Annotated in this window: 19 protein-coding genes; 10 read left to right on the top strand and 9 right to left on the bottom strand. The window is 68.7% G+C overall.

Features of this window, described 5'->3' with window-relative positions; genetic code table 11:
• The first annotated feature begins 10 nt into the window (after positions 1-10).
• The 6 genes from V9K99_RS13290 (at position 11) to V9K99_RS13265 (ending at position 6,497) form a co-directional block, all read left to right on the top strand.
• On the top strand, positions 11-1,600 hold the full coding sequence (locus V9K99_RS13290; RefSeq protein WP_337001776.1) for an FAD-dependent monooxygenase: 1,590 nt from the start codon (positions 11-13) through the stop codon (positions 1,598-1,600).
• On the top strand, positions 1,597-3,639 hold the full coding sequence (locus tag V9K99_RS13285; protein WP_337001778.1) for an acetate--CoA ligase family protein: 2,043 nt from the start codon (positions 1,597-1,599) through the stop codon (positions 3,637-3,639). Before V9K99_RS13290 ends, V9K99_RS13285 begins: the two co-directional genes overlap by 4 nt.
• Positions 3,639-5,288, top strand: a complete 1,650-nt coding sequence (locus V9K99_RS13280) for a (2,3-dihydroxybenzoyl)adenylate synthase (RefSeq protein ID WP_337001782.1) — start codon at positions 3,639-3,641, stop codon at positions 5,286-5,288. Before V9K99_RS13285 ends, V9K99_RS13280 begins: the two co-directional genes overlap by 1 nt.
• Before the next feature lie 37 nt (positions 5,289-5,325).
• Positions 5,326-5,778, top strand: a complete 453-nt coding sequence (locus V9K99_RS13275) for a DUF4240 domain-containing protein (RefSeq protein ID WP_337001784.1) — start codon at positions 5,326-5,328, stop codon at positions 5,776-5,778.
• Between the two features lie 142 nt (positions 5,779-5,920).
• Positions 5,921-6,049, top strand: coding sequence for a hypothetical protein (locus tag V9K99_RS13270; RefSeq protein ID WP_337001786.1), 129 nt, complete (start codon positions 5,921-5,923; stop codon positions 6,047-6,049).
• A 31-nt stretch (positions 6,050-6,080) separates the two neighbouring features.
• Entirely contained in the window at positions 6,081-6,497 is a 417-nt protein-coding gene (locus tag V9K99_RS13265; RefSeq protein WP_337001788.1) for a hypothetical protein, read from the top strand.
• Between the two features lie 7 nt (positions 6,498-6,504).
• Here the strand turns inward: V9K99_RS13265 and lysX are convergent, their stop codons facing one another.
• Positions 6,505-9,864, bottom strand: coding sequence for a bifunctional lysylphosphatidylglycerol synthetase/lysine--tRNA ligase LysX (gene lysX, locus V9K99_RS13260; protein WP_337001790.1), 3,360 nt, complete (start codon positions 9,862-9,864; stop codon positions 6,505-6,507).
• Between the two features lie 110 nt (positions 9,865-9,974).
• Here lysX and V9K99_RS13255 point away from each other — a divergent pair, with 110 nt between their 5' ends.
• Together V9K99_RS13255 and V9K99_RS13250 are read left to right on the top strand one after the other, a co-directional pair.
• Positions 9,975-10,649, top strand: a complete 675-nt coding sequence (locus V9K99_RS13255) for a DUF998 domain-containing protein (protein WP_337001792.1) — start codon at positions 9,975-9,977, stop codon at positions 10,647-10,649.
• Positions 10,646-11,395, top strand: a complete 750-nt coding sequence (locus V9K99_RS13250; RefSeq protein WP_337001794.1) for an alpha/beta fold hydrolase — start codon at positions 10,646-10,648, stop codon at positions 11,393-11,395. The genes V9K99_RS13255 and V9K99_RS13250 overlap by 4 nt, the downstream gene beginning before the upstream one ends.
• A 19-nt stretch (positions 11,396-11,414) precedes the next feature.
• On the opposite strand, the gene V9K99_RS13245 is transcribed toward V9K99_RS13250, so the two are convergent.
• The 4 genes from V9K99_RS13245 to V9K99_RS13230 all read right to left on the bottom strand — a co-directional run bounded on the left by V9K99_RS13245 (position 11,415) and on the right by V9K99_RS13230 (position 19,032).
• The gene (locus V9K99_RS13245) at positions 11,415-12,644 is read right to left on the bottom strand and encodes an ROK family transcriptional regulator (RefSeq protein WP_337001796.1); all 1,230 of its coding nucleotides are present in this window, start codon (positions 12,642-12,644) and stop codon (positions 11,415-11,417) included.
• Between the two features lie 180 nt (positions 12,645-12,824).
• A complete protein-coding gene (locus V9K99_RS13240) occupies positions 12,825-15,749 on the bottom strand; it encodes an ATP-binding protein (protein ID WP_337001798.1) in 2,925 nt (974 codons plus the stop codon).
• A 102-nt stretch (positions 15,750-15,851) separates the two neighbouring features.
• Positions 15,852-16,058: a hypothetical protein gene (locus V9K99_RS13235; RefSeq protein WP_337001800.1), complete on the bottom strand. Its 207-nt coding sequence runs from the start codon at positions 16,056-16,058 to the stop codon at positions 15,852-15,854.
• A 28-nt stretch (positions 16,059-16,086) separates the two neighbouring features.
• Positions 16,087-19,032, bottom strand: a complete 2,946-nt coding sequence (locus tag V9K99_RS13230) for a type 2 lanthipeptide synthetase LanM family protein (protein WP_337001802.1) — start codon at positions 19,030-19,032, stop codon at positions 16,087-16,089.
• Positions 19,033-19,467: 435 nt separating this feature from the next.
• Between V9K99_RS13230 and V9K99_RS13225 the strand changes: the two genes are divergently transcribed.
• Together V9K99_RS13225 and V9K99_RS13220 are read left to right on the top strand one after the other, a co-directional pair.
• Positions 19,468-20,517, top strand: a complete 1,050-nt coding sequence (locus tag V9K99_RS13225) for an MsnO8 family LLM class oxidoreductase (protein ID WP_337001804.1) — start codon at positions 19,468-19,470, stop codon at positions 20,515-20,517.
• A 22-nt stretch (positions 20,518-20,539) separates the two neighbouring features.
• Positions 20,540-22,000 carry an NAD-dependent succinate-semialdehyde dehydrogenase gene (locus tag V9K99_RS13220; protein WP_337001806.1) on the top strand — a complete coding sequence of 487 codons (1,461 nt, stop codon included), beginning with the start codon at positions 20,540-20,542 and terminating at the stop codon, positions 21,998-22,000.
• Here V9K99_RS13220 and V9K99_RS13215 read toward each other — a convergent pair.
• From V9K99_RS13215 to V9K99_RS13200, 4 genes are read right to left on the bottom strand one after another with little or no spacing between them, the layout of a single operon-like run.
• Positions 21,997-23,049 (bottom strand): DUF3048 domain-containing protein, encoded by a 1,053-nt coding sequence (locus V9K99_RS13215; RefSeq protein WP_337001808.1) that lies wholly within the window; start codon positions 23,047-23,049, stop codon positions 21,997-21,999. The genes V9K99_RS13220 and V9K99_RS13215 overlap by 4 nt on opposite strands.
• A 32-nt stretch (positions 23,050-23,081) precedes the next feature.
• Positions 23,082-24,308, bottom strand: a complete 1,227-nt coding sequence (locus V9K99_RS13210; protein ID WP_337001810.1) for a glutathionylspermidine synthase family protein — start codon at positions 24,306-24,308, stop codon at positions 23,082-23,084.
• Positions 24,308-24,709, bottom strand: coding sequence for a hypothetical protein (locus tag V9K99_RS13205; RefSeq protein WP_337001812.1), 402 nt, complete (start codon positions 24,707-24,709; stop codon positions 24,308-24,310). The genes V9K99_RS13210 and V9K99_RS13205 overlap by 1 nt, the downstream gene beginning before the upstream one ends.
• Positions 24,706-26,067 (bottom strand): APC family permease, encoded by a 1,362-nt coding sequence (locus V9K99_RS13200; RefSeq protein WP_337001814.1) that lies wholly within the window; start codon positions 26,065-26,067, stop codon positions 24,706-24,708. The genes V9K99_RS13205 and V9K99_RS13200 overlap by 4 nt, the downstream gene beginning before the upstream one ends.
• Positions 26,068-26,087: the final 20 nt, after the last annotated feature.

Raw genomic sequence — 26,087 nt, 5'->3', positions numbered from 1 at the left:
AGGTCTCGCGATGCGGATCGCAGTTGTTGGCGGCGGGCCTGGCGGGCTGTTCCTCGCCACGTTGGTGAAGGCGAGTGACCCGACGGCCGAGGTGACCGTGTTCGAGCGCAACCGCGCGGACGACACGTTCGGCTTCGGGGTGGTGTTCTCCGACGCCACGCTGGCCGCCATTCACGCCGCCGACCCGGTGGTCCGCGACGCACTGACGCAGTACGGCGTGCATTGGGACGCGATCGAGGTCCGGCTGAAGGGCGAGCGGTTCCGCTGCGGCGGGATGGGTATGGCCGCGATCGCCCGGAAGACGTTGCTCGCCGTACTGCAGCAGCGCGCGGTCGATGTCGGCGTCACGCTGCGGTTCGAGACCGAGGTGGATCTCGACGATCTGACCGGCTTCGACCTCGTGGTCGCGGCCGACGGTGCCAACTCACGGATCCGGGAGCGGCTGGCGGGCGTTCTCGAGCCGATGGTGGAGACGGCGGCGGCGAAGTTCATCTGGTTCGGTACGACGTACGCCTTCGAGGGCCTCACCTTCGTCCACGAGCGGGGCGACGACGGGGTGTTCGCGGTGCACGGGTACCCGATCAGCCCGGAGGTGAGCACGTTCATCGTCGAGACCGACCGGGGCTCATGGTTGCGGGCCGGGCTGGATGAGTTCGACGTGTCCCAGCCGCCGGGGCCGAGTGACCTGAAGACCAAGGTGTACCTGGAGAAGCTCTTCGCCGAGCAGATCGACGGTCATCCGTTGCTGGTGAACAACTCGCGCTGGGGCAGCTTCCGGACCCGGCGTACGGGTCGCTGGTCGCACGGCAACGTCGTACTGCTCGGCGATGCCGCCCACACCGCGCACTTCTCGGTCGGCTCGGGAACGAAGATGGCGATGGAAGACGCGGTCGCGCTGGCGGCGGCGTTGACGTCGTACGACGACCTTCCTACCGCGCTGGCGGCGTACGAGGAGTCGGCGCGGCCGTCGGTGGAGAAGATCCAGGGGTCGGCGCGGCCGAGCCTGTCCTGGTGGGAACACTTCGGGCGGTACCACGACACGCTGGAGCCTTGGCAGTTTGCGTTCCACTTCCTCACCCGCAGCATCAGCGCTGGGAAGCTGGCGCGGCGCGATCCGGCCTTCGTCGCAGCGACCCGTACGTCGTGGCACGCTGCGAACGGCCCCGCTCCGCTGGAGACGCCGTTCAGGTCGGGCGTGCTTACGCTGCCCGGTCGCATGGTGGAGGTCGACGATGGACGTGTCGGTGGGTTGCCGCTGTTCGACGAGGCGCCTGACGGCGTACGGGACTGGGGGCTATGGATTGAGGCACCGGCTGGCGAGCAGGACTTGCCGGCGGCGCTCGCCGCGCTGCACTCCGGTGTACTGGTCGGACCGGCGCTGGTGGCTGTGCACGGTGGTTCGCGGTTGACGCGGACCTTGCTGGCGGAGGAGGCGCGGCTCGTGGCCGGGACCCCTGCGCTGGTGGTTGATGACGAGCTGACCCCGGACGACGCGGAGACCCTCCTCCTCTCCGGGCGTGCCGACCTGGTGGGCCGGACCAGCGGTCCCGCCCGGGACCGTGTCGCCGGGGTCAGCCGGAGCGTGGGAGGGAGCGTGTGAGCGGGCTGGACGGGTTGTTCACCCCTCGCGGGGTCGCAGTGATCGGCGCCTCGCGCAACCCGGCCAAGCTCGGCGCGGTTATGGCGCGCTCCCTCTCCACGTACGACGGTCCACTCGCGCTGGTCAACTCACGCGACTCTGCCTTGCACGGCTCGGTTGCGGAGGCAGTCGACGCCCTAGGCGCACCCATAAACCTTGCTGTGGTGTGCGTGCCCGCACCGGCCAGTGCAGACGCGGTTGCCGAGGCTGCCAAGGCTGGTGCGACCGCAGCCCTGGTGTGCGCAGGCGGCTTCGCTGAGGCCGGGCACCCTGAGTACCAAGAGGCGTTGGCGGAGGTGGTCGATCGCTACGGCATCCGGCTGCTCGGTCCGAACACGTCCGGCTTCCTCGTGCCGTCGTTGAAGCTGACCGCCAGCTTCGTACCGAGTGCGGCCGAGGTGCCGGCCGGCGGAGTGGCTGTGGTCGCGGCCAGCGGTGGTGTGAACCACGCGGTGTCGTTCCTACTGGCTGAGGCCGGGTACGGCGTCAGCGTCGCGGTGGGCCTGGGTAACAGCGCTGACGTCGACGCTACCGACGTACTCGAGTATCTGCTGGATGACCGTCGTACGACGGCTGTTGCTCTGCACATCGAGTCGGTGGCGGACGGCTCACGGCTCGCGTGGGCGGTGGCACGGCTGTCGGCGGTCAAGCCCGTTGTCGCCTTGGTTGTCGGTCGCAACGATGTCGGCGAGTTCGCGCAGTCGCACACGGGCGCGTTGGCCACCTCCTGGCGTACGACCCGGGGCGTACTCCGGCAGGCCGGTGCGGTGCTGGTCGACGATGAGCGGCAGCTGGTGGATGCGGTGGGCGCGTTGTCTATGACGCGACTGTCGGCCAACCCTGACCCGGGTGTGGGAGTCGTGACTGCCCAGGCGGGTCCTGGACTCCTGTTGCTGGACCGCCTGCGTGGTTCTGAGGTCCGGGTGCCTACGTTGACGTCTGCGACTCAGCAGCGGTTGGGGGAGTTGTTGCCGCCGATGACCTACCAGGCGAACCCTGTGGACACCGGTCGGCCGGGTCCTGGGTTCGGTGAGGTCGTGTCAGTGGTCGGTGAGGACTCAGCAGTCGACCTGGTGGCTGTCTACGCGTTGTCGGAGCCGGACAGCCTGGATCTGGTGTCTGAGCTCTCCCGGCTCGACGGTGGCAGTCCTACTGTGGTCGGCGTGGGCGGTTCCAGTGTGGACGTCGGAGTGGTCCGGTCCGGGCTGCACGAGCGCGGGTTCGCGGTCGGTACGAGTCCGGGCGCGCTCGCCCATGCTGTCCGGGCGCTGGTGGACGACGCTCAACTGGCCTACCGGCGTGGTGTGGCTGATGAGCCTGTGCCTGCTGTCGAGGTGCCGGCTGGGCCGTGGGACGAGGACCAGGCGAAGTCTGTGCTGGACTCGCTGGGCATCCGCACACCTGCGCGCGTCGCGTGCTCGGGAGCGGAGGAGGCGTACGCCGCTCGGGACCGGCTTGGTGGTCCGGTCGCAGTGAAGATCTTGGATGCAGCTGTTCTGCACAAGACCGAGATCGGTGGCGTGCATCTGGGCATCCGCACCCGTGCCGAGCTGACCGAAGCGCTGGAGAAGCTCGAGTGGGCAGGCCTCGCGGATGAGCTCGCCCCGCACCGCTCCCCTCGGGTGCTGGTGGAGGCCATGGCGCCGTCCGGTGTCGACCTGATCGTCGGTGCACGGCGCGACCCGGTCTTCGGGCCTGTTGTCCTGGTGGGCCTGGGTGGTACGACGGCGGAGGCGTTTGCCGATGTCGCCGTACGTGCTGCGCCGCTGTCCGTGGCTGAGGCCTCGTGCATGCCCGACGAGCTGCTGGGCCGTGCGCTGCTGGACGGCTGGCGTGGTGGGCCGGTGCTGGACCGGTCGGAGCTTGCGCGCGTGGTGCGTGCGCTCGGTGCGGTCTTGCCAGCGGCGCCGTACGTCGATGAGATCGAGATCAATCCCCTCCGGCTGACGAGCGACGGCCTGGTCGCGCTCGACGCCGTGATCACCGGCAAGGAGCAGTGATGGTCAGTCCGATCGCCGATGGTGTTGTGCCCTGGCCTGCAGAGGATGCGGCCCGCTACGTCGCGGCCGGGTACTGGGAGGGCCGTAGTCTGCCGTTCCACATCTGGCAGCAGGCGGAGCGGACGCCGGACCGGGTCGCACTGGTCGACGGCGACCTCCGGCTCACGTACGCCGAGCTGACCGGCCGTGCCGACGCTGCCGCTACCCGGCTGATCGAGTTGGGGCTGTGTGCTGACGATCGGATCGTCGTACAGCTTCCGAACGGGTGGGAGTTCGTCGTACTCACCCTGGGCTGCCTGCGGGCGGGCGTCGTACCCGTGATGGCTCTGCCGGGGCACCGGTATCACGAGCTGTCGTACTTGGCCGCACACGCTGAGGCCGCGGCTATCGCCGTACCGGATGTACTGCGGGACTTCGACCATCAGGAGTTGGGCCACCGGCTCGTGGACGAGGTGGAGTCGTTGCAGCACGTGCTGGTCGCTGGTGACGACCTGCACTCGGGCAGCGTGGATCTGCGCGCACTGTGCTCGGGCACTGGGGTGTGGGACGGTCCTGAGCCGGACAGCCGGAGTGTGGCGGTGTTCCTGTTGTCCGGTGGTACGACGGGGTTGCCGAAGCTGATCGCTCGTACGCATGACGACTACACGTACAACGCCAAGCGCAGCGGTCAGGTGTCCGGTATGGACGCCTCCACGGTCTATCTGGTCGCTCTGCCGGCCGGACACAACTTCCCACTCGCCTGTCCGGGGCTGCTCGGCACACTGCTCGTCGGTGGGACCGTGGTGATGCTGCCGAGCCCAGAGCCGCGGCGGGCCTTCGAGACGATCGCTAACGAGGGTGTCACGCATACTGCGGTGGTGCCGGCGGTCGCACAGCGCTGGCTGGATGAGTACTCCGACTCCTGGGACCTGTCGTCGCTGCGGGTGTTGCAGGTCGGGGGAGCCCGGTTGGCCGACGAGGTGGCCCGCAAAATCAAGCCGGTGCTGGGCTGCACGTTGCAACAGGTGTTCGGCATGGCAGAGGGCCTGCTCAACTACACCCGGCTGGACGACCCCGAAGACATCATCTGCACCACCCAGGGTCGCCCGATGTGTCCCGACGACGAGGTGCTGGTTGTCGACCCCCTGGACCGCCCGGTCCCGGCCGGTGAGCCCGGGTCGCTGCTGACCCGCGGGCCGTACACCCCTCGCGGTTACTACAAGGCCGAGCAGCAGAACGCCCGGGCCTTCACCGACGACGGCTGGTACCGCAGCGGCGACATCTGCCGCATAGTTGCTGGTGGCAACCTGATCGTCGAGGGCCGGGACAAGGACATGATCAACCGGGGCGGCGAGAAGATCTCCGCCGAGGAAGTCGAGAACCTCACCTACACCCTCGACCAGGTCCAGCAGGTCGCCGCCGTCGCCATGCCCGACCCCCGCCTCGGCGAACGCGTCTGCGTCTACGTCGTCCCCCGCCCCGGCGCCGACGTCACCCTGGCCGACGTGCGCCACTCCATGGAAAGCCTGGGCGTCGCAGCCTACAAACTCCCAGAACACCTGGTCCTGATCGAAGAACTCCCCACCACCAAGGTCGGCAAAATAGACAAGGTAGCCCTAAGAGCCGACATAGCCACCCGCCTTAAAACCGACGGCCCCGTCTCGGTCTAGGCTGACTGACGTAGGCAAACAGGCATGGGGAAACTTGGTGGATTTCTGGGGACTGATCGGGGCGAACGCTGTTGAGACGGCTGGCGAGGTGTCGGCTGCGCTTGAGCGGGTGTCGGGGCGGCTTGACGGTTTGGAGTCGGCGGATCTGATCCAATTCGTCGAGCAGTTGCAGGAACGGCTTTTCTGGATCGACCGGCGTGAACTCGCAGAGATCCCGGTGCGGCTCCGCGGGTTGGAGTGGCCGCAGACCAGTGACCATTTCCTGTACGCCCGCTGCGCCTGCATCCTGGCCGGCAAGTCCGCCTATGACTTGTCCTCACATTCGCCCACCGAGTTCGCCCGCTTCGTCGTCCCGTCATCCCTGTACGCCGAAGGCCTCCTCTACCTGGCCCCGATTGCCTACCACAACAAAACCGGCCGCGAGATGGATCCGGTGAGGAGCTTCCCGATCGACTCCATGTCCAATCCGCAGGGCTGGAACGCCCGATGACCGTTGATGATCAGGTTCGGCAGTTGCTGCTCGCCTCATCATCACGGCGGACACTTACTGGCTCGAGGAAGCAGGCGATGATGCTTTCACCGAGCTCGGATGCAGTCGAGGCGGCCCCAACGGCTTCTCCATGGAATGCGTCGTGACCGTCCTCGCGGACAGCGTCGTCACCGCAACACCCGGCGCACTACGGGTGCTCAAAGGACCCGCCACCGGCCTGCCTGATCTAGGCAACCTGACCACCGGCCGCGCGATCGCGTTCCGGACATAAGACATGTGCTCGAGAGTGGGTTGGGGACTGTATGGACATCGATGAGCTTCTGTTGCTGGCGCGGTCGGAGGGTTGGGCCGATCGGGTACGGGCCGGCGAGGGGTTGAGCGCTCATGTGGGCCAAGCGAAGGCGGACGCGGTGCTCCAGGAGCTCTTACTGGACGCCAAGGACACGGCGGTCATTGCGGGAATTGCCGATGCGTTGCTTGCGCGTGGTGACCTTGCTGCGTGGCGAGTGTTTGCGGCTGCCTGGAGCTTGGCTGGGCCGGCAGAAGCCGATCATCTTTCGGGTTCGCTCAGTGGCGCCTTGTTCGAAGCGAGCCTGGACAGCAGTAAGGCTGCGAGGCTCAAGGGGGTCCTTGCGACCTTGTTGACCGACGATGACCAAGCAATACGCGACGCCGCGAGAGACCTGGAGGCCAGGGTCACGCGGGCGCTCCCGGAGTGACGGTCGGCTAATCGCGCAACGTCGGGCGGACGAAGGGGAAGGCTAGGGTGGATCGGATGTTTTGGCCGGTGAGGAGCATCATTACTCGGTCTACGCCGATGCCTAGGCCGCCGGTGGGGGGCATGGCGTATTCGAGGGCGGTGAGGAAGTCTTCGTCGAGGGACATGGCTTCGGGGTCGCCGGCGGCTGCTTTGAGGGACTGTTCGGTGAGGCGGCGGCGTTGTTCGATCGGGTCGACCAGCTCGGAGTAGGCGGTGCCGATCTCGGCGCCGAAGGCGACCAGGTCCCAGCGTTCGGCGAGGCGGGGCTCGGTGCGGTGGGTGCGGGTCAGGGGTGAGGTTTCGAGCGGGAAGTCGGTGTAGAACGTCGGCAGTGTCGTGGTCGGCTCGACGAGTTCGTCGTACAGCTCGAGGACCAGTTCGCCGGCGGTGAGTTCGAAGGTCGTGTGTACGCCGTGCGTCGCACACAGCTCGCGCAGAGTCTCGGCCGGGGTGTCCGCGGAGATCGTCGTACCGGTGGCGCGGCTGACGGCTTCGTGGACGGTGACGACCAGCCAGTCGCCGGAGATGTCGACCTCGCCGTCGGGGCGCTGCACGACCGGCTTGCCGAAGACCGCGGTCGCGGCCTCGATCAGCAGTTCCCGGGTGAGTTCGCGCATCACGTGGTAGTCGGCGTACGGCTGGTACGCCTCCACCGAGGTGAACTCCGGGTTGTGGGTCGCGTCGGCGCCTTCGTTGCGGAAGTTCCGGTTCAGCTCGAACACCTTGCCGAGCCCGCCGACGCTCAGCCGCTTCAGGAACAGCTCCGGCGCGATCCTGAGAAACAGCTCGGTGTCGTAGGCGTTGATGTGGGTCGCGAACGGCCGCGCGTTCGCCCCGCCGTGCACCGCCTGCAGCATCGGCGTCTCCACCTCGATGAACCCGCGCGACTCGAAACCGTTGCGCAGCGCCCGTACGGCGGTACTGCGGTGCTGCATCATCCGCAACGTGTCCGGGTTCATCACCAGGTCGAGATGCCGTTGCCGGACCCGGGCCTCCGGATCGGTGAACCCCTTCCGCTTGTCCGGCAACGGATGCAGGCACTTCGCCGCCATCAGCCAGCTCGTCACCGCGATCGACAGCTCACCGCGACGACTCGTGACCACCTCGCCGGTCACGCTGACGTGGTCACCGATATCCACCAGCCGTCGCCAGTGATCCAGCGCCAAATTGCCACACGCGTCCGCCGTCAGCATCACCTGCAGCTGTGACAGCCCGTCCTGCAGTTGGGCGAAGGACAGCCCGCCGTGGTCCCGCATCCGCATCACCCGCCCGGTCACCGACACGGACTCGCCGGTGCGATGGTCAGCGGGCAGATTCGGGTGCAGCTCCCGAACGCGTTCCAGCGTTTCCGTCCGCGGCACGCTGACCGGATAAGGATCGATGCCAGCAGCAACCAGCTGGGCTAGCTTCAAGCGGCGGATCTGCTCCTGTTCGGTCAGCTTCCGATCGGGCAGCGCCGGCCGCAGCAGCTCTTCCTCTTGCTCCCGTACGGCGGCCGCGAACGCGCCACCGTCCGCCGCCATGATCGCGTGCCGCTCGGCCGTTTCCACACTGTCCACCCGGGTCCACGGCCGCGGCGCGGGTAGGAACCCTTCCGCCGTCCCGGCCGCCAGCAGCACCTGGGCCAGCGACGCCCCACGCGAATAGCAGATCAGCCTCGGCGACCACCGCGGCAGGTACTTCTCGTTCGACTGGTACAGACTCTCCAATTGCCAGAACCGCGAGGCCGCGGTCAGCAACGCGTTCGTCAACCGCAGCACCGGCCCGGCCCCGACCCGCTCGGCATCGCTGAAGATCTCCCGGAACATCGCGAAGTTCAGCGAGATCCGATGCAGCCCGAGATCACCGCACGCATCCACCAGCGACGTGACCATGAACTCCATCAGCCCGTTCACGGACTCGGGATCCCGCCGCATCAGATCCAGCGAGACACCCCGCACACCCCACGGCGCGAACGACAGCAACCCGCGCACCGAACCCTCGGCATCACGGGCAATCACCATCACGCACCGCGCGTCGGCCGGATCGCCTAGGCGTCCGAGCGCCATCGAGAACCCACGCTCGGTCTGCGCTCCACGCCACTTCTCGGCCAGTCGCACGTACTCCGACAAGGCCTCGGGTGACAGGTCGCCGTGCCGGACCACCTCCGCGTGGTACCCAGCCCGCTGAACCCGGGTCACCGCCTGCCGGACCGGCCGCATCGTCCGCCCCTCGAGGGTGAAGTCGGCGACGTCGATGATCGCCTCGTCGCCCATCGACAGCGCGCGCAGGCCGGCATCGACGTACGCGTGAGCCGCCTCCTCGCTCGCCGACAGGACCGCGGGGGACCAGCCGTACGTGCGTGCCTCGGCCAGCCAGGCCTTGATCGCCCCGGGCCACGCGGCCGGATCGCCGAGTGGATCGCCGCTGGCCAGGCTGACCCCGTTGACCACCCGATACGCGATCGCGGCGTCCTTGGCGGGGGAGAAGATGACCGCCTTGTCCCGGCGGGTGGCGAAGTACCCGAGCGAGTCCCGCTCACCGTGCAGCAGGAGCAGTCGCCGTACGTCGAGCTCCTCGGCCTGGGTCAGATAGCGGACCCGCCGGACCGAGCGGAGGAAGATCGCGAACGCGATCACCAGCGAGGCGGCCGAGATCGCGCCGACCGACAGGCCGACCCAGCCGTGTCCCTCGTGACCGCCCATCTTGCTGCGGGACTGGCCGAGGGCCGCGATGATCGCCCAGCCGATCTTCTCCCGCTGACCGGTCAGCGACTTCGGGAAGATCTGGGTCAGCGTGATGCTGACCGCGGCCGAGATCAGCAGGCCGAGCACCAGCGCGCTGACCGCGAGCCGCCGGGTACCGGGCGCGAGCCGGGCCGGAAACGCGCCGCGGATCTTCCACAGCAGGACGATGATCGCGGCCACCACGACGACCTGGACGATGCCCAGCTCGAGGTCCTTGACGGTCGCGGGACCGAAGTCGGACAGGAGCTCGGCGTCGTTCGGGTTAGCCAGCCGGACGCTGGTGAAGGCGACTGCCGCGGTCTGCGCGATCAGCCAGAGCGCCTCGAAGACCCAGAGCACCCAGAGCAGGGCGGCCCGCTTTCCGCGCAGCAGCGCGCTGCCGACGACGGCCAGGTAGACCGCGGAGAAGAACGTGTGCCCGGCCGGGATGCCGAAGAAATCGAAGCCTTGATCGACCCGTTTCACGTACGCCGGCGCGAACAGGTGCAACGGGATCGCAATGAACGACCAGACCGACGCAATGACCACGACGCGGCCCACCCAGACAGCAGCACGCTGCTGCCACTGCGGGACCACGACCTCTGCCTGTTCCGACCGCACCCAGCGATCATCCCATTAGTTCACAGCGACTTTCGGTGGTGCTGGCGCTACCGAGATGGTGTAGCTGAGGCGACAGTCAATACCTTGGTCGGTGTGCGAGGCTGGCGGGCATGGTGGCCGTCCCGTATCGCCTGATGCGCAACGTGATGATCGCCGCCGGTGTGCTCTACTGCAGCCTGTTGCTCGAGGCGGTGGCCGGTTACCCACTCAACATCCACTACTCGTTCCTGAGTGAGTTGGGCGCGCGTGACCAGCCGACCAGCCCTTATGCCCGCGCCCTGGACCTCGGTGCGGGCGTGCTGCTGCTGATCGCCGCCATCCTCGGCCGGCCCGCGGCCCGGATGCACCGCGACGTCGCCGGTCTGCTGATCAGCGCGGCGGTTTTCGGCGCCGGGACGCTGTTCGACTCGTTCTCGCCGATGGACTGCGCGCCGTCAGTGAGCGAGGCCTGCCGGGCGGCCGAGGCGAACGGTCAGGCCGGTACGGCGCTTCTCCTGCACGAGATCACCTCGACCATGGCCGGCCTCGGCAGCGTTGCCATGGGCATCTTCGCGGTCCTGGTCCTGCGCCGCTCGGGCTGGGGTGGTGTGTGGGGCCGTGTGGTCGCCGTACTGGCCGCCGGGGTCGTGGTCACCCAGGCCTGGCTGGGCATCGAGACCGGACTCGAAGTGCTCACCGGCAGCGACCTGCACCCACCCGGCATCCTGCAGCGCGTCTCGGTCCTGCTGGTTTGCCTAATGATGGCGACATTGCTACCAGGTCTCAGGCAAGCTTTTGTGCGATGACAACTACTTGGGTCGTGCTGCCTGGCCTGGCCGAGACTCCGGAGGAGTTCGCCCGGGTGGTCGAGCTGTTGCCTGGCGTGGATCTCCGGGTGATCGATCCCTGGTGTACGCCGATCACGTCGACGGTCGACGAGTTGCGTACGGCGGCCGGCGTACCCGGGGACGCGGAGATCGGGCTGATCGGGCACTCCATCGGTGGTCTCGCCGTACTGCGCTGGGCCTTGACCCGGCCGCTCGACGTGACTCGGCTCGTGCTCGTCGACACCAGCCTCACGTCCGAGACCGGGTGGCGTTGGCTCTATCCCGGGACGCGCGGTGATCGCCTGGTGCGCGCGCTGCTGCGGTTGCTCGGGCGGATCGGCGTACCGCAAGTGCTGGGACCGGCGGTACGACGGTTGATCGTCCGGCTCGGCAGCACCACGAACCGGGATCTGTTGTCGAAGGCAACCGCGCGGAAGCGGTACGGCGACGCGTCGTCCTGGCTGCTGTTCTGGGACGAACTGGCCGGCAGTTGGGAGCTGGCCGCCGAGGTCGGCAAGCTGGTCGCCGGGCCGCTCGGTGAGGTCGCCCCGACGACTCTGCTGGTCGCGACCGGCGGCAGTTCACGATTCACCGCCGATCGCTGGCTGGCGGGTCAGCGCCGACTCGCCGACGTGATCAAAGGCACGGTCGAGGTCCTCCCCGATTCAGCCCACCTCGTCCACCTCGATCGCCCCGACGCGATCGCCGCCGCCGTCCGCCGGTAAACCCGACCGGCCCGACGGCTTAGGTTGTGCTGGTGAGGGCCGGGGTCGGGAGCTTGCGCTGCCAGACCTCGTCCAGGGCCATCCGCATGGCGCCGGTCACGACCGCGTCCTCGGCCAGGGCGGACAGCTCCAGCTTCGGGTGGTTCAGCGTGAGCAGTCGCAACTGATCGGAGATGGCGTCCAGCAGTACGGCGCCCGCCCGGGCCACACCGCCACCGATCACCACGGCAGTCGGGTCCAGCACAAGTACGGCGGGGGCCAAGGCGCGGGCGAAGTCACGGGCGACCTGCTGTACGACGGCCTGGGCCACCGGGTCACGCTCTGCCGCGGCCGCGAACACATCGGCCGTGTCCAGCTGCTCGCCACCCAGCCTGGCCAGTCGGGAGTCGGGGTTGTCGAGAGCGGCCTGGCGGCCGAGTGCGGCGATGGCCTCGGAACCGACCGCACGCTCCAGCGGGCCGCGACTGTCCTCAGGGTTGATGACGTCGTCCGGCCCGGTGGCGATGAAGCCGATCTCACCAGCCGCGCCAGTGCCACGGTGCAGCCGTCCGTCGATCACGATGCCGGCACCGAGCCGCTCACCCCACTGCACGGCCAGCAGTGTGCCGGTGCCGCCGCGAGCGGCCGCAATCGCCAGCGCGGCCAGGTTGGCGTCGTTGTCCAGCATCACCGGGCAGTCGAGCAGACTGCGCACGTGCTTGGTCAGGTCGATCGCGGACCAGCCCGGCACGCTCGGGACCAGCTGGACCCGGCCGGTGTGCTCGTCCACGATGCCTGGGCTGGCGGCCACCGCGGCCGCGATGTCCTCGGCCGGCACCTCGGCCTCGGCCAGCGCCTCGGTGATCACCTCGCTGATGACTCCGAGCAGCTCCTGTGCGGTCCAGCCAGGGCCAGAGCGTCGTACCAGGGCGAGCTTGCGGCCGGCCAGGTCGGAGACGCCCACGGTCACCCGGTGCGGGCCCACGTCCAGGCCGAGGACCGGCGCCGCACGGCCGCGCAGCGAGACGCGGATGGCCGGGCGGCCGAGTGAGCGGTCCGCGGAGTCCGGGCCGTGCTGTTGCAGCCAGCCGGCGTCCAGTAGTTCGTCGACGGCCTGGGCCACGGTCGGTCTGGCCAGACCGGTCCGCTCGACCAGCTCGGCGACGCGCAGTGGCGCGGGCGCGGAGCGGCGCACCGCGTCCAGCACCGCGGCCACGTTGATCCGCCGCAGCATCGTCGTACCGCCGCCGCCGACCGTTCCCTTGCTCATGTCCGACCCCTTGCCTGCCACTCGCCCATCCTATATATAAAGCGAGCGTTCATAAATTACCGTGTCATACCGCGTCGACGGGCGGTCGCCGAATGGTGAGTCGACAACTACCACCCTCCGGCCGTCCCGTGTCCCAGCACACGCATCAGTGCCGGAATCGGACCGCTTATTAGTCCCGTATCAGTCTTGGACAACGGTCCGGGCGAAACTGCTCAGTGCCTCCCGATCCGGTTGCCGTGTCTTGGTCATCAGGCTGGCCACATGCTTCTCCACGGTCCGGGGTGAGATGTGCAGCCGGGAAGCGATCGACTTGTTCCCGATCCGGTCCACCAGCAATCGGCAGACCTCGTACTCGCGACTCGTGATCCCGAGCTGCCGCAGATGGGCCGGCACCTGCTCGATCCCGCTCCGGCGTTGTGACACCGTCGCACCGAGCTGACGCAGCAGACTACGGCACGAGCTTGCCACCACCGGGATCTCCGCGTTGTGGAAATAGTCCTCGGCCTGCCGCAGCCATGCGACCGGCTCGCCCCAGCCGTCGGCGTGGGCCGGCTCCGCCACCATCCGCAGACCCAGGTGCCGCGCCATCGGGTAGAGCGACGCGGTCTCCAGTGCCTCCACCACCTTGGCGTTGGCCGCCTCGACCTGACCGGACCGTCCGAGCAGTACGGCGTGCGCCAGCTGAACGAACTGTTTGTTCCACCGCATCCCGCTGGCTGCGGCCGCAGTGATCGCCTCGAAGTGCGCCCAGCTGTTGCGGCCGGACAGTACGCCGAGCAGCAGCCCCAGCCCGTACTTCCCCGAGGTGTGCAGGGTTGTCGGGTTCTGAGCGTCGTACGCGAGGGCCTGGGCCATCTCGGAGTCGGCCAGCTCGCGGTTCTCCTCCAGCAGCGCGCAGAACGTCCGCGCGAGGCCATAGGAGTAGGGCAGCTCGTACGACGCCCGCTCGCCACCCGAGTTGGCGGCCTCGGCCAGCGTCTCCTCCATCGCCGCCCGGCGACCCTGGTGCGCCTCCAGGATGGCCTTGGTGCAGAGGACGTAGGTCGCCGAGCGACCGAGCCGGAGCCGCCGGGTGACGTCCAGGCTCTCGGCGATGATGACCGCGGCCTTGTCGTACTCGGACCGCAGGATCGCCTGCTGGGCGAGTACCCCGTCGACGTCGTACACCAACGGGATCGCGCCGATCCGCAGCGCCTGCTGCCGGGCCTTCTCGAGCTCGACGATGCTGCCTTCGGCCAGGCAGATCGTGCCGGCCTGGAAGATGTGCGAGCAGACCCGCTGGAGCGTCATGTTGTGCTCCTCGGCCACCAGCCGGGCCCGGTGGAAGAACTCGATCGATCGGTCGAGGTCGTGTTCGCGCGACAGGATGCCGAGCAGTTGCAGCGCGTCGCAGGCGACCGCGGGCAGCTTCGCGCGTTCGGCGGCCGCGGCGGCGCGGGTGGCCAGCTCGGTCGCGGCCTTCAGCCGGCCGGGGCTCGGCCGGGCCAGCTCGAGGTGTGCGGCGATCGCGTCGACCGGTGCGAGGTCCGCGTCACCGGCGTCGGCACCGAGGAGGGACCGGGCTGTCGCGACCTGGGTCAGTGCGGCCGACCAGCGGCCGGCCATGTTCTCCAGGTTCGCCAGCTGGACGTGCAGGGCCGCGACCTTGCGGCTGTCCAGGTTGCGGTCGGCCAGCTCCTCGATCGTCGCGGCATGGGTTGCGCTGTTCTCGAACTGGGCGGTCTCACTGAGTGCGATCAGCAACGATCCGAGCACCTCGGCCCGGTAGCTGGTGTCGGGATCGCTGACCAGCAAGGCGTTCGCGCGCTCCAGCAGCTTGACCGCGGAGGCCATCGAACCCTCGTCGAACGACCGCCGCCCGGCCGTCACGAACAGCCGGCCGGCCCGTGCCTTGTCGCCACCAGTCTCCGCCAGCTCGGCAACCATCTGGCACCACTCACCTGGGAGGCCAGGGTGCAGCTCCTCGATCGCGTCCGCACACCGTCTGGCGAGTGTCGACCGCTCAGTCGGCGTCAGCCCGGCCAGCAGCGCGTCGGCGGTCAGCGGATGCCGGAACGCGTACCAGTCCGGCACCGGCTCGTCCGGCCCGACCAGCTGCGCAGCAAGCCCCGCACGCAACGTGGCCAACAGCAACCGCTCGTCAGTCCCAGTGGCCTTGCGTACGACGCTCAACGGAAAACGGTGGCCGATGACAGCAGCCAGCACCAGCAGGTCACGTGACTGTGGACCCAGCTGATCGGTCCGGCTACTGATGCTCCGGACAACAGCTGCTGGAACGTTTGTTTGCAGGCCGTCCACGACGTGCACAGTGCCGTCAGCCTTGGACAGCAGCTGCCCTGACCTGCTTGCCTCCTGCAGCAATTCCTCAACGATGAAAGGGATTCCGGCACTGTCCTGCCACAGCCGGTCGACCAATGCATCGGGCACGCCGTCCGGTGGCACCTCGAGACAGCCGGCTGCCAGCTCACCGACCTCATCGCGGTCCAGCGGCTGCAGTTCGATCAGGCTGGCCGACCCGCGCTGTGCCGACAGCTGAGCGAGCTCGTACGCCGGACAGGTCTCGGAACGCAGCGTCGCGACCAGTGCGATCGGCTGGTCGTCCAGATTGTCGAGCAGATACTCGATCACTGCCAGAGTCTCCGGGTCCGATCCGTGCAGGTCTTCCAGCACCAGCAGGCAACCACGGTCCTTGCCGACCAGCGCGAGCAGTCGCAGCACGGCTTCACCGAGTACGACGGTCGACGTCGCCGTGTCATGCGCCGTACCGTCGTCCCAGTCCGGCACCAGCCGGCCGAGCACCTGCCGGTAGGGACCGAGTCCGTCGGCGGCGGGCATCTCGCCGCGGCGGATCAGCGACAGCAGGGCCTCCGTGAACGGGCGGAACGCAACCATCGTGCCGATGGCCCCGACCCGGCCGCGCATCGTTGCCATGCCGTCGTCGAGCGCGCGGGTGGTGCCGACGCCGGCCAGCCGGCTCTTGCCGATTCCGGGCTCGCCGACCAGGAAGACCGCACCTCCATGACCGCCTGCGGCCGCGGCCAGCAGGCGGTGGAGATGGTCGATCTCCCGGTCTCTGCCGACCACTCTGGGCGCACGGGTCTGCATGCTTGCCAACTCTAACGACGTATTGCTGCCACCGCAGCGAATCAGCAACGTCGACCGGCCACCCCCCAGTGAGCCGGTCGACGTGGTGACATCAAACGCTTGTCAGTGCTCGATCGTCGTCCAGGTGCTGCTGTACTGGTTCGCAGCGACCGCGGCTGCGAACGCGCTCAGGCCGACACTGCCGACCAGGGCCATGGCCCTGGCCCCGATCTTGGAGCGCTGCGGCAACGTGATCGGACCGAGCGGGTCGGTGCCCTCAGACTGCTGGACGTGGTCGGGCTGCTGCACTTCGTTGTGCTGGGCGGTCATGCTGTTCTCCCCTGTTGATTGATGGGCCTCAGAGCTGTGGTGCGCGCTTCGGCCCGGCGGTTGGTTCGAGCAGCAGGACGGACGGAACGCGTTCGGAGAACGCCAGCCGGAGCAGGCCGTAGCCGATTCCCGCCAGACCGGTCAGCAGGCCTGGAGACGGAACGGATCGGGGTGTCCCACACTGTGGTCCGTACTGCTGTACTGCAGCGAGCACCAGCCCGGCCCGGCGTCGCCGGACCGCCTCAACAGCTGGGTGATCGCGTTCGGCGAGCCACACCAGTGGCTCCACCGCGCCGAGCTCGCCGTGACACAGACTCAGATCGGCGAGCACCGGACGCTCTGTTGCGGCCCTCAGATAGGCGTCGAGGTCCGCGGGTACTCCGGCACTCAGCCGGGCCAACGCGGTCCCGGCGTCACCAGAGCACCAACCTTGGCTACCAGGGCGCTCTGGCCGGTCCAGGTCGGCCGCCGTTCGTGCGGCGTCCATGTACCTGTCACCGGGTACGCCGTACCGGCCGAGAGCCCAGGCGATTCCCTGATAGCCCCGGGCGAAGCCGTGGTCCGCTGCTACTCGGCCACGACGGAGCCCGAGCTCCACTGTGTTGACCAGTTCATCGGCGTACCGCTCGGCGAGCCGAGTGGCGGCCGCATTGCCTTGGATCGCTTGCATGGCGGTGAGCCCGCCGGCTGCGCCCTCGGCGTACGTGGGGAACTCGTCGGGCTTCAGTCGTCCGGTGAGCTCCAGGGAGGCGGCCAGCCAGGTGGCGAGGTCAGAGTCGTCGAGCAGAGTGTGCAGGCGGTGCAGGGCGTAGCTGATGCCGCCTAGTCCGTGCAGGCCCGGGCCGACGAGCTGTGCGGACTCCGGGTCCGCTGCCAAGCTCTCCAGCAGGGCAGGGATCGGGCGGATCGCGTCACGCGCCAGGTCGCAGTACTTCTGGGCTCCGGTCAGCACACCGACCTGTGCGAGGAAGAGCGCCGTACCGGTGTAGCCGTTGGAAAGCCCTGCTCCCATTGGCCTTACGGCCCAGTGGTGGTCGTCGATGAGCTCGAGGCCCAGCCAGTTCGCCGCGCCGTCGCGTTCGCTCTGGACCTGCGCCATGATCTCGTCGGCGATGTCTGTGGCGGCGGCCAGCAGGTGATCGGGGTCCGCCTCGGTCGCGCCCAGGCCCGGGCGGCCGGCGGTGCTGGCGTGCACGATCGCCTCCGGCCTGGTGGCGAGCGTCGCGGAGATCAGCCACTTCTGCCGGTGCTCGTCGATGTCGCTGAGGCCGGCGATCTTCGCCTCGACCGCTGCAAGGCCTTCGGTCGCCAGCACGTTGGGAATGCGAGTGCCGTCGGACGCCCAGACGTCACGGCTGTCCGGACGGGCAGTGAAGAGTGGTACATCGCCGGCCCACAGGTCTGCCAGCTCGTACGGCACCACGACGTGTAGGGCCTCGTCGGCGTCCCACAACAGGTCGAGGAGTTGGCTGCGACCGGCCGCGTCCCGGAGGGCGTCCGGATGCGTCGACTCGTCCAGGAGACTGGTGTAGAGGCTCGTACTCCTTGGCACGAAGCGGATCTGGTCCGTCGCACAACGGGCCAGTAGGCCGTCCGCGCCGATCAGCTCCTCACGGTGCCAGGCAATCGCCTCATACGCGGCCCGGAACCCTGTGAGCAAAGCGATCTCATGGTCCCGCGGCTCGATATCTGCACCGTCGAGCTGTGGCCGGTTCCTGGCTCCGTGAGTCTTCCCCGGACGCCTGACGAGGTGCATCGAGTCCAGACCGGCGTCGGCCCAGTCGACCACGCTGGTAGGTGCTGTTGCGTCGGCGTCGCCGCCCAGGCCGGACATGTCTGCGACACCGTGCTCGCCGCTGACCACTAGCGGCAGCAGCGCAGTGCGATACACCGAGCACAGCAGAGCACGGCACGCCGGATCCCGGCTGAGTGCACCGACTGGTGACTGACTCGGGTGGAACAGCGTCTCGACGTCTACGAGGACAGGCTGCTCGCCGACAGCGATCAGGTTCTCGTAGTGCATGTCCGTGCCGTCCAGCACGTACAGCAGTGCCAGCAGAGCGCCTTGCCGGTGGTAGAAGCGCCGTACCTCGGCCAAGTCGTCGCACGGCTGATGTACGACGTACTCCGACCATCCGTAACCGTCACGGGGGAGGAGGTCGACTGTGCGGATGCCCAGACCGGTCTTGTCGTTCAGCCAGCCGACCAGCTCGTTGAAGTGGCTGTGCAGGTCGAGCGACCGCGGTTTGTAGACCAGGCGTCGCCCATCCGCGAAGGTGAGGGTGGCTGTGCACCGTCCGCCCCGGTGGGGATCGCCTGCGGGGTCGATGGCGGTCAGTGCGCCGGGATCACGGCCGTCCAGCAGTCCGGTGACGAGCGACTCACGGTCCTCGGCGAGTCGTGCCAGCAGCTCGAGGTGACCCTCGACGCCTTGCCGGCACGACTCGCCCAGGACCCGGGCCAGCACCGGGTAGGTGGCCAGGAACTCCGCCAGCTCGCTCCCTCCGACGAGCCGGTGGGTGAAGTCCAGGAAACGCGCGGCCGGGGTTGCACCGGCCAGCTCGCCGCGGTCACGCGCGCGGGCGAGTTCCAGCACCAGCGTGCGCGACGCCAGCTTCACCATTCGCAGTCCGAGCCGTTGCAGCAGCTGCTCTGCCAGTACGCCGTCGTGCCCGGCGGCCGCGAGGTCGCGGCGAGCCGAGGAGAGCAGGGGGTCGAGGCAGCGCATAAGCGCCTGCCGCCAGTCGCTGTGCCCACCCGAGCCCTCGTCAGCCCCACCTGATGTGTGGCCGCCGAAGGCATCGGTCCCTGCGGGGCTGCGACCGGCGGCAGGCGCGGTCTGGTTGGTGCTGCGCTCGACGTACTCGGCCCAGGCCGGTGCGGAGGTCGTCAACTCGTGCGGGCGCATCCCGGCGGACCACCAGGCGTTGCGCTGGTTGGTCCGGGCCGGCCCGGTGGTCGCTGAGTTGAGCACGCGGACAGGCTGCCATCGGGGACCCACCCCAGACATGGGTAACGAGCCCCCATATTTCGCGAAATGTGCGGGAAAAGTGGGCAGGCGACATCTGCCGCGGGGTGACGACTGGGGGTTGACCACCCCGCGGCAGCAGCGCCCGGCCGGTCAGCCTCTGGTGGAAGGCCGCCGGCTCAGGACAGGAGCGCTACGGCTCCCAGCTCTGTGTCTGCACTCGTCTTCGGCCTCCTCTGTCCGCGAAATCTGGAAGGAACGCCGGGAACTATCCCCGACCGATCAGCGGTCCGGCAAGACCTCCGAACCCCCATTTTCGAGACTGGGCACTCCGGTCGGCAGGTGGGTGAACGCCCGCCTGAACATGGGTGCCGAACACCCATGCGCGAACCGTTCGGACACTGCCACGGTTGGCAGGTGCTCTCCCCCGTCACTCCCGGCTTGCCCGTCTCAGCGCACTCGGTGCTCGACGTCGTACCGCAGCTGCCCGGTCAGTCGGCTGCGGCCGCACTCCGGGAGACCGCGGAGGTGGCACAAGCTGCCGACGACCTCGGATACCGCCGGTTCTGGTTGGGGGAGCAGCACGGCGTCCGAGGCGTCGGCAGCGCCACGCCGGCCGTGCTCTCGGCCGTCCTGGCCGCACGGACCGACCGGATCCGCCTGGGCTCGGGCGGTGCACTGCTGACGACCCACCAACCCCTTGTCATCGCAGAGCAGTTCGCTGCACTGGCAGCGGCGTACCCGAGTCGGATTGACCTCGGCGTGGGTCAGCAAAACGGTGTGGTGCCCAGTACGGCGGCCGCACTCGGTAGTGCTGCCCGTGACACGTTCCCGCAGCGATTGGACGAGTTGTGCGGGTTCCTGCGCGACGGACTTCCCGGCCGCGCACCGGTGGGCGACGTACGACTGTCGTTGGCTGGATTGCCACCACCTGTCTTCGTTCTGGCCGATCACCCCGGTGCTGCCGCGACTGCCGCCGTACGAGGGCTGCCGGTGTTCCTGGCGCATCACTGTGCTGCTGCCATGACGGATGCGGCTGTGGCGGCGTACCAAGATCATTTCGAGGCGAGCGGGCCGACGGTGAAGCCGTACCTCGGGGTGACGGTCGGTGTGGTGTCGGCGGACTCTGAGGAAGAGGCGATCATCCGGTTCGCGGAGTACGTGCGAGTGAAGACGCGTCTCGCTACCGCGTCCCCACGAGCCACTCCGGCCGAGCTGATGGAGTTACTGGAGCCGCCACTGACCGGTCGCGAGCGCGGTCGGGCTGAGCGGTTGCTGGACGACCCCGGCCACATCGTCGGCTCACGGACCACAGTCGTGTCCGGACTGGGCTCGCTGGTCGCGAGTACTGAAGCCGACGAGGTCATGCTGGTCCCACTGGCCTTCGACGGCCTGGTGCGGTCGGCCATCCTCCGCACCATCGCAGCCGGTCTGACCCGCACGGTCCGCACCGTCCCGCGCCATGCACCGCCACTCATCGCCACAGCCTGAACTACGTACCTATGGTGGGTACATGACGAGCGAGCGGGAAGTCATCGAGGCGTGTCCGAGCGAGCTGTTCATCGGTGGCAAGTGGCAGGCGGCCGCGGGTGGGAAGACCCTCGGCGTCGAGGACCCGTCCACCGGTACGACGTTGTGCGAAGTGGCTGATGCGAGTCCGGACGACGGGGTGGCCGCCCTGGACGCGGCCGTCGCGGCGCAGGCGGACTGGGCTGCGACCGCACCACGTGAGCGTGGCGAGATCCTCCGCCGTACCTATGAACTGATGACCGAGCAGGCCGATGACCTGGCGTTGCTGATGACGCTGGAGATGGGCAAGCCGGTCGCCGAGTCGAAGGCCGAGATCGCCTACGCGGCCGAGTTCTTCCGCTGGTTCGCCGAGGAGGCGGTCCGGATCGACGGCGGCTACCAGGTCGCACCGAACGGCAAGGGCCGCTTCCTGGTGATGCGGCAGCCGGTCGGCCCGTGCCTGCTGATCACGCCGTGGAACTTCCCGGCCGCGATGGGTGCCCGCAAGATCGGCCCGGCCGTCGCCGCCGGCTGCACGATGGTGATGAAGCCGGCCTCGCAGACACCGTTGTCGATGCTCAAACTGGCCGAGCTGATGACCGAGGCCGGGCTGCCGGCCGGGGTGCTCAACGTGGTCACGACCAGCGACTCCAGCGGCGTGATGGAGCCGCTGATCCGGGACGGCCGCGCCCGCAAGCTGTCCTTCACCGGCTCCACCCAGGTCGGCCGGAAGCTGATCGAGCAGGCCGCCGAGCAGGTGCTGCGGACCAGCATGGAGCTCGGCGGGAACGCGCCGCTGCTGGTGTTCGCCGACGCCGACCTGGACAAGGCGGTCGACGGCGCGATGCTGGCCAAGATGCGCAACGGCGGCGAGGCCTGTACGGCGGCCAACCGGATCTATGTGCAGGCGCCGGTGATGGACGAGTTCGCCGCCCGGCTGTCCGAGCGGATGGGTGCGCTGAAGGTCGGCCGCGGCACCGAGGACGGGGTCGACGTCGGCCCACTGATCGACGCCGCCCAGCGGGACAAGGTGAAGGACCTCGTCGACGACGCGATCGGGCAGGGCGCCCGGGTGCTGACCGGCGCATCGGTTGCCGCAGGCAACGGGTACTTCTATGCGCCGACCGTGCTGGCCGACGTACCGCAGTCCGCCCGGTTGCAGAAGGAGGAGATCTTCGGCCCGGTCGCGCCGCTGACCGCCTTCGAGACCGAGGAGGAGGCGATCCGGATGGCGAACGACACCGAATTCGGCCTGGTCTCGTACCTGTTCACCAACGACCTGACCCGTGCCCTCCGCGTCTGTGAACGCCTGGAAACCGGCATGATCGGCCTCAACCAGGGCATCGTCTCCAACCCGGCCGCACCCTTCGGCGGCGTCAAGCAGTCCGGCCTCGGCCGCGAAGGCGGCAGCACCGGCATCGACGAGTACCTGGAGCTCAAGTACGTCGCGATCAACGTGGACTAGGGGGAAACCTGGACGGGCATGCTGGTCAAGGTGCACTCGACCCAGGTCGTCCCGGGGGTGAGGAGCAGCCGCTTGCCGTCCGGGCCGGTGAAGGTGAAGGGCTCGTTGACGCCGGCCTTGGCCCAGCGGCCGGCGACCACCTTGCCGCCGACGAACAGTTGCAGCGGGCCGAACGCGTCGGTGAGGTCGAGGATCGTCATCGATCCCTTGGCTTGCGGGAATCCACGGTCCGGGGCGGCACGGAGCACGAGCACGTTGTCGGCTGCAACCTGGCCGCCGCCTTCGAGCAGGTGCGGAGACCACTGCTCGGCGCGGACCCAGCGCCTGGTCTGCCGCTGGTAGGTCCAGGTCGCCGTCGCGGGACCGCCGTACCCGATCCGCACCGAGGTGGCGGGTGTCCCGAGACGGGCGGTGGACTGCGCGATTCCGGCGGCATAGCTGAAGTACGGCGGAGGCGGTGCGGTCCGTTTGGTCAAGGCCAGCAGCTTGGCGGGCTGGGCGAACACGTGGTTGGGCGAGCGTCGGCGCGGATCGATCCGATAGGTCCCGCCTGGGACGCTGAGGGTACCGAGGTTGTCGACGTCGGCCGCCTTGTCGAAGTACGCGAGGACCCAGCGGTCGGCCATCGTGTCGGCGATGACGCCACCCGTCGGGCCGATCAGCGGCGCGTCCATCGGCCGCAGCGACCGGACCGGGCCGATCTGGGCAGGCAGCCGGGAGTGGAACACGGCCGCGAGCCGGGTCGTCGCCCCGGTGATCGGTTCCACGAACACCAGATCGGCGTCTCCGAGCCCGCGGTGCGGATGCGCGTCGGGCGTGTTGGAGATCTTGACCGTCACCGCCGGCCGCTTCAGCGGCTGACTGATCGGTATCCCGGTGAGCGGAGCCCGACCGGTCATCGAGACGGCCCCGTCGTCGCGCGGCGCCGGGACCCCGGGAGTCGCGGTCGGGGTCGGGGAGACACCGGGAATGTCTCGGACACACGCCCCGACGGCGGCGGCCGCCAGCACACTGGCCAACGCCACGAACCCGACGCGCCCGGTGATCACCCTTCCACGATCCCCCAGGCGACCGGTACGCGCTATTCGGCGAGCCAGGCCTGGATCGTCTCCTGATCCGGGCGCGCGCTGGTCCCGATCGCGTGTGGGACGAAGCGCGCGTAGTAGTCGGTGATGGGTCCGTCGGATTCGCGGACCATCATCCCGGCCGCGACACCGTCGACGATCCAGCTGCCGATGACGGCGCGATTCCCGTCGTACGACGGCAGCGGGTGCCACTCCTGGTAGACCATCGTCGAGGTGTCGTACGGACCCTCGTGGATGTGGTCCTCGGTGTCGGCCACGGTGTGGATCCGGATGTTGCTGCCTTCCCGGCCGTGCAGCGGTTTCGCCACCCACTCGAGCAGATCGCCGGGATCACCGAAGTACGCCGGCAGCAGGTTCGGGTGGTCCGGGTACAGCTCCCACAGCACCGGCAGGATCGCCTTGGTGGACAGCATCGTCTTCCAGATCGGCTCGATCCACCGCACCGGCTCGGGTTCCAGGCCGGCCAGCACGTACCGGCCGAACTCGTCGTCGAGCATGTCCTCCCACGGGTAGAGCTTGAACGCGGTCCGGATCGGCCGCCCGCCCCAGTCCACGAACGCCCGCCGCGCCGAGTCCCAGCCGATGTCCTCGATCTCATGTCCGTACGTCGCCAGTCCGGCCATCGCGGCGGTGTCACGCAGATACGCGACCGTCATCGCCTCCTCGCCGGAGGTCTCCGCACCGGAGTTGAAGAAGTGCGCCTCGTTCCCCGGGAAGTGGCCGGCCGCGAGGTGCTCGGACCACCACTTGACCAGCCGGTCGTGCACCGAGTTCCACTGGTCCGCGTCCGGGAACACGTCCTCCAGCCAGTTCCACTGGATCACCGCGGACTCGACCAGCCCGGTCGGGGTGTCGCCGTTGATCTCGAGCATCTTCGGCTCGGCCCCGCTCCAGGCCAGGTCGAAGCGCGCGTAGACGGACAGGTCGTCCCGCTTCAGCGACTCGCGAACCAGCGGCAGCGTGCCGGAGGCGAGGCCGAGCTGGGAGTCGGAGAACCGGTCACCCGACGCCATCACCGAGGCGGCGTGCCGGCACATCTCGTACAGCTCCTCGGTGACCCGCTCGAGGTGCAGCACCTCGTCCATCGTCACCTCGTACCAGGCACTCTCGTTCCAGTACGGCGTCTCGGTGCCGTCCGGCAGATCGGTCATCGGGAACACCAGCCCCTGCTCGACGACCGTGTCCTTCCACTTCGGCCGGGGCTTGATCGCGTGCCGCCACATCAGCCGCCAGAGCTCCCGTGGCCGGACTTGCCGAAGCCGCCGCGGGTGATGGTGCCGATATCGCCGCCGCTGCGGTCCAGGCCGCCCCGCCGGACCGTCGGCGAACCCGTGCGCGGGACCGTGTAGGTGCCGTTGGCAACGTTGTACTGACCGCCGACCGGTGGTACGAAAGCGTTGCCCCGGGTGGCCATATAGAACCAGAAGAACCCGGCGCCGGAGCCGTGGTACTCACGCTCGTCGGTGCAGTTGTCGTCCTCAGTGCGGGTCTGGGTCTGCGGGTCGACGCAGATCGCCGCATAGTCCGGCTGCTCCTCCTCGGCGGCGCAACCGGTCAGCGACGCGGCCATCAACGCCGTCAGCCCGAGCGTGACCTGGGCGCTGCGCATCCGCTTGCGTCTCATTGCCTGCCCTCCCCCTCGGCCGGCGGCTTCATCGAGAACATGATCGCCGCCCCGACCACCATCGTTACACCCACCACAACCAGCGGCCCAGCACCCACATCCGCCACCGCCAGCACGAGCACCAGCAGGAACGACACACTCGCCAGCAACGGCACCACCAACCGCTGCACCAGCCGCTCCCGCACCGCGCCCCGGAAGTAGAACGGCACGGCGGCCGCCGTCGCGAGGTAGTACAACGACACCAGGACCGAAACAGCAGCCACCGAGTCGGCCAGCACGGCGTCCGAGGTCAGCACGAGGACGACGTACACGAGCACACTCACACCCGCGAACACCCAGGTGGACACGGTCGGTGTCTGGTAGCGGGCGGAGATCCGCGCGAACCGGCCGGGGAACGCGTCCCGCCGGGCCATCGACAGCATCGTCCGGGCCGTCGGCAGGATCGTGGTCTGGGTCGACGCCAGCGCCGACACGAGGACCGCGCCGACCAGGAACTTCCCGCCGGCCGTGCCGAGCAGGTCGTTCGACAGTACGGCGAAGAAGTCGTCGTCCGCGATGTCCGCCAGCGGATCCACCCCGGCGTACGCGACCGCGGCCCACGCGACCACGACGTACAGGAGAACCAGGACGCCGTTCGCGATCAGCGCGGCGATGGCCGGCGTACGACGCGGGTTGCGGGTCTCCTCGTTGACGCTGAAGGACGAGTCCCAACCCCAGTAGAGGAACACCGCGACCAGGACACCGGCCGCCCACGCGCCCTCACCGGTCGCGCCGCTGTCGAGCTTGACGGATCCCGCCTCGCGGAAGGCGTTGATCGCGAACCACAGCAGCGCGACCACCTCGACCGTGAGCAGGACGAACTGCGTGGTCGCGGCGATCCGGATCCCGCGGTACGCGAGCAGGGCCATCACCAGGATGAACACCGTGCCGAGCCCGGCCTGCGCGAGGCCGGAGTCGGCGGCACTGTCCAGGCCGAGCAACAGGTAGGTATAGACGGCAGCGACCTGGGCGAGGTTGCTCATCACCAGGACGCACGCCATCACCGTGGTCCAGCCGACCATCCGGCCGGTGCCCAGCCCGAACGCCTTCTCGGTCCACGGGAACGTCGTACCGCAGTCCGGCTCCGCTCTGTTCAGCTCACGGAAACACAGCGCGACCAGGATCACCGGGATCGCGCTCGCCGCCAGCACCAGCGGAGCCGCCGCGCCGGTGTATGCGGCGAGTAGCCCAACCGAAACAGCCAGCGAGTACGCCGGTGCCGTCGAAGCAATCCCGATCGCGGTCGACGAGCCCACCCCCAGCGCATCGCGCCGAAGACTCCGCCCCCGCGACCGCGAACCAGTAGTCGTCACACTCATCCATTCGCTCGATCGTCCCC

The organism is Kribbella sp. CCNWLW201 (assembly GCF_037203805.1).
Lineage (GTDB): Bacteria > Actinomycetota > Actinomycetes > Propionibacteriales > Kribbellaceae > Kribbella.
The sequence above is the reverse complement of the archived record's forward strand: the minus strand, read 5'-3'. Positions and strand labels throughout refer to the sequence as shown.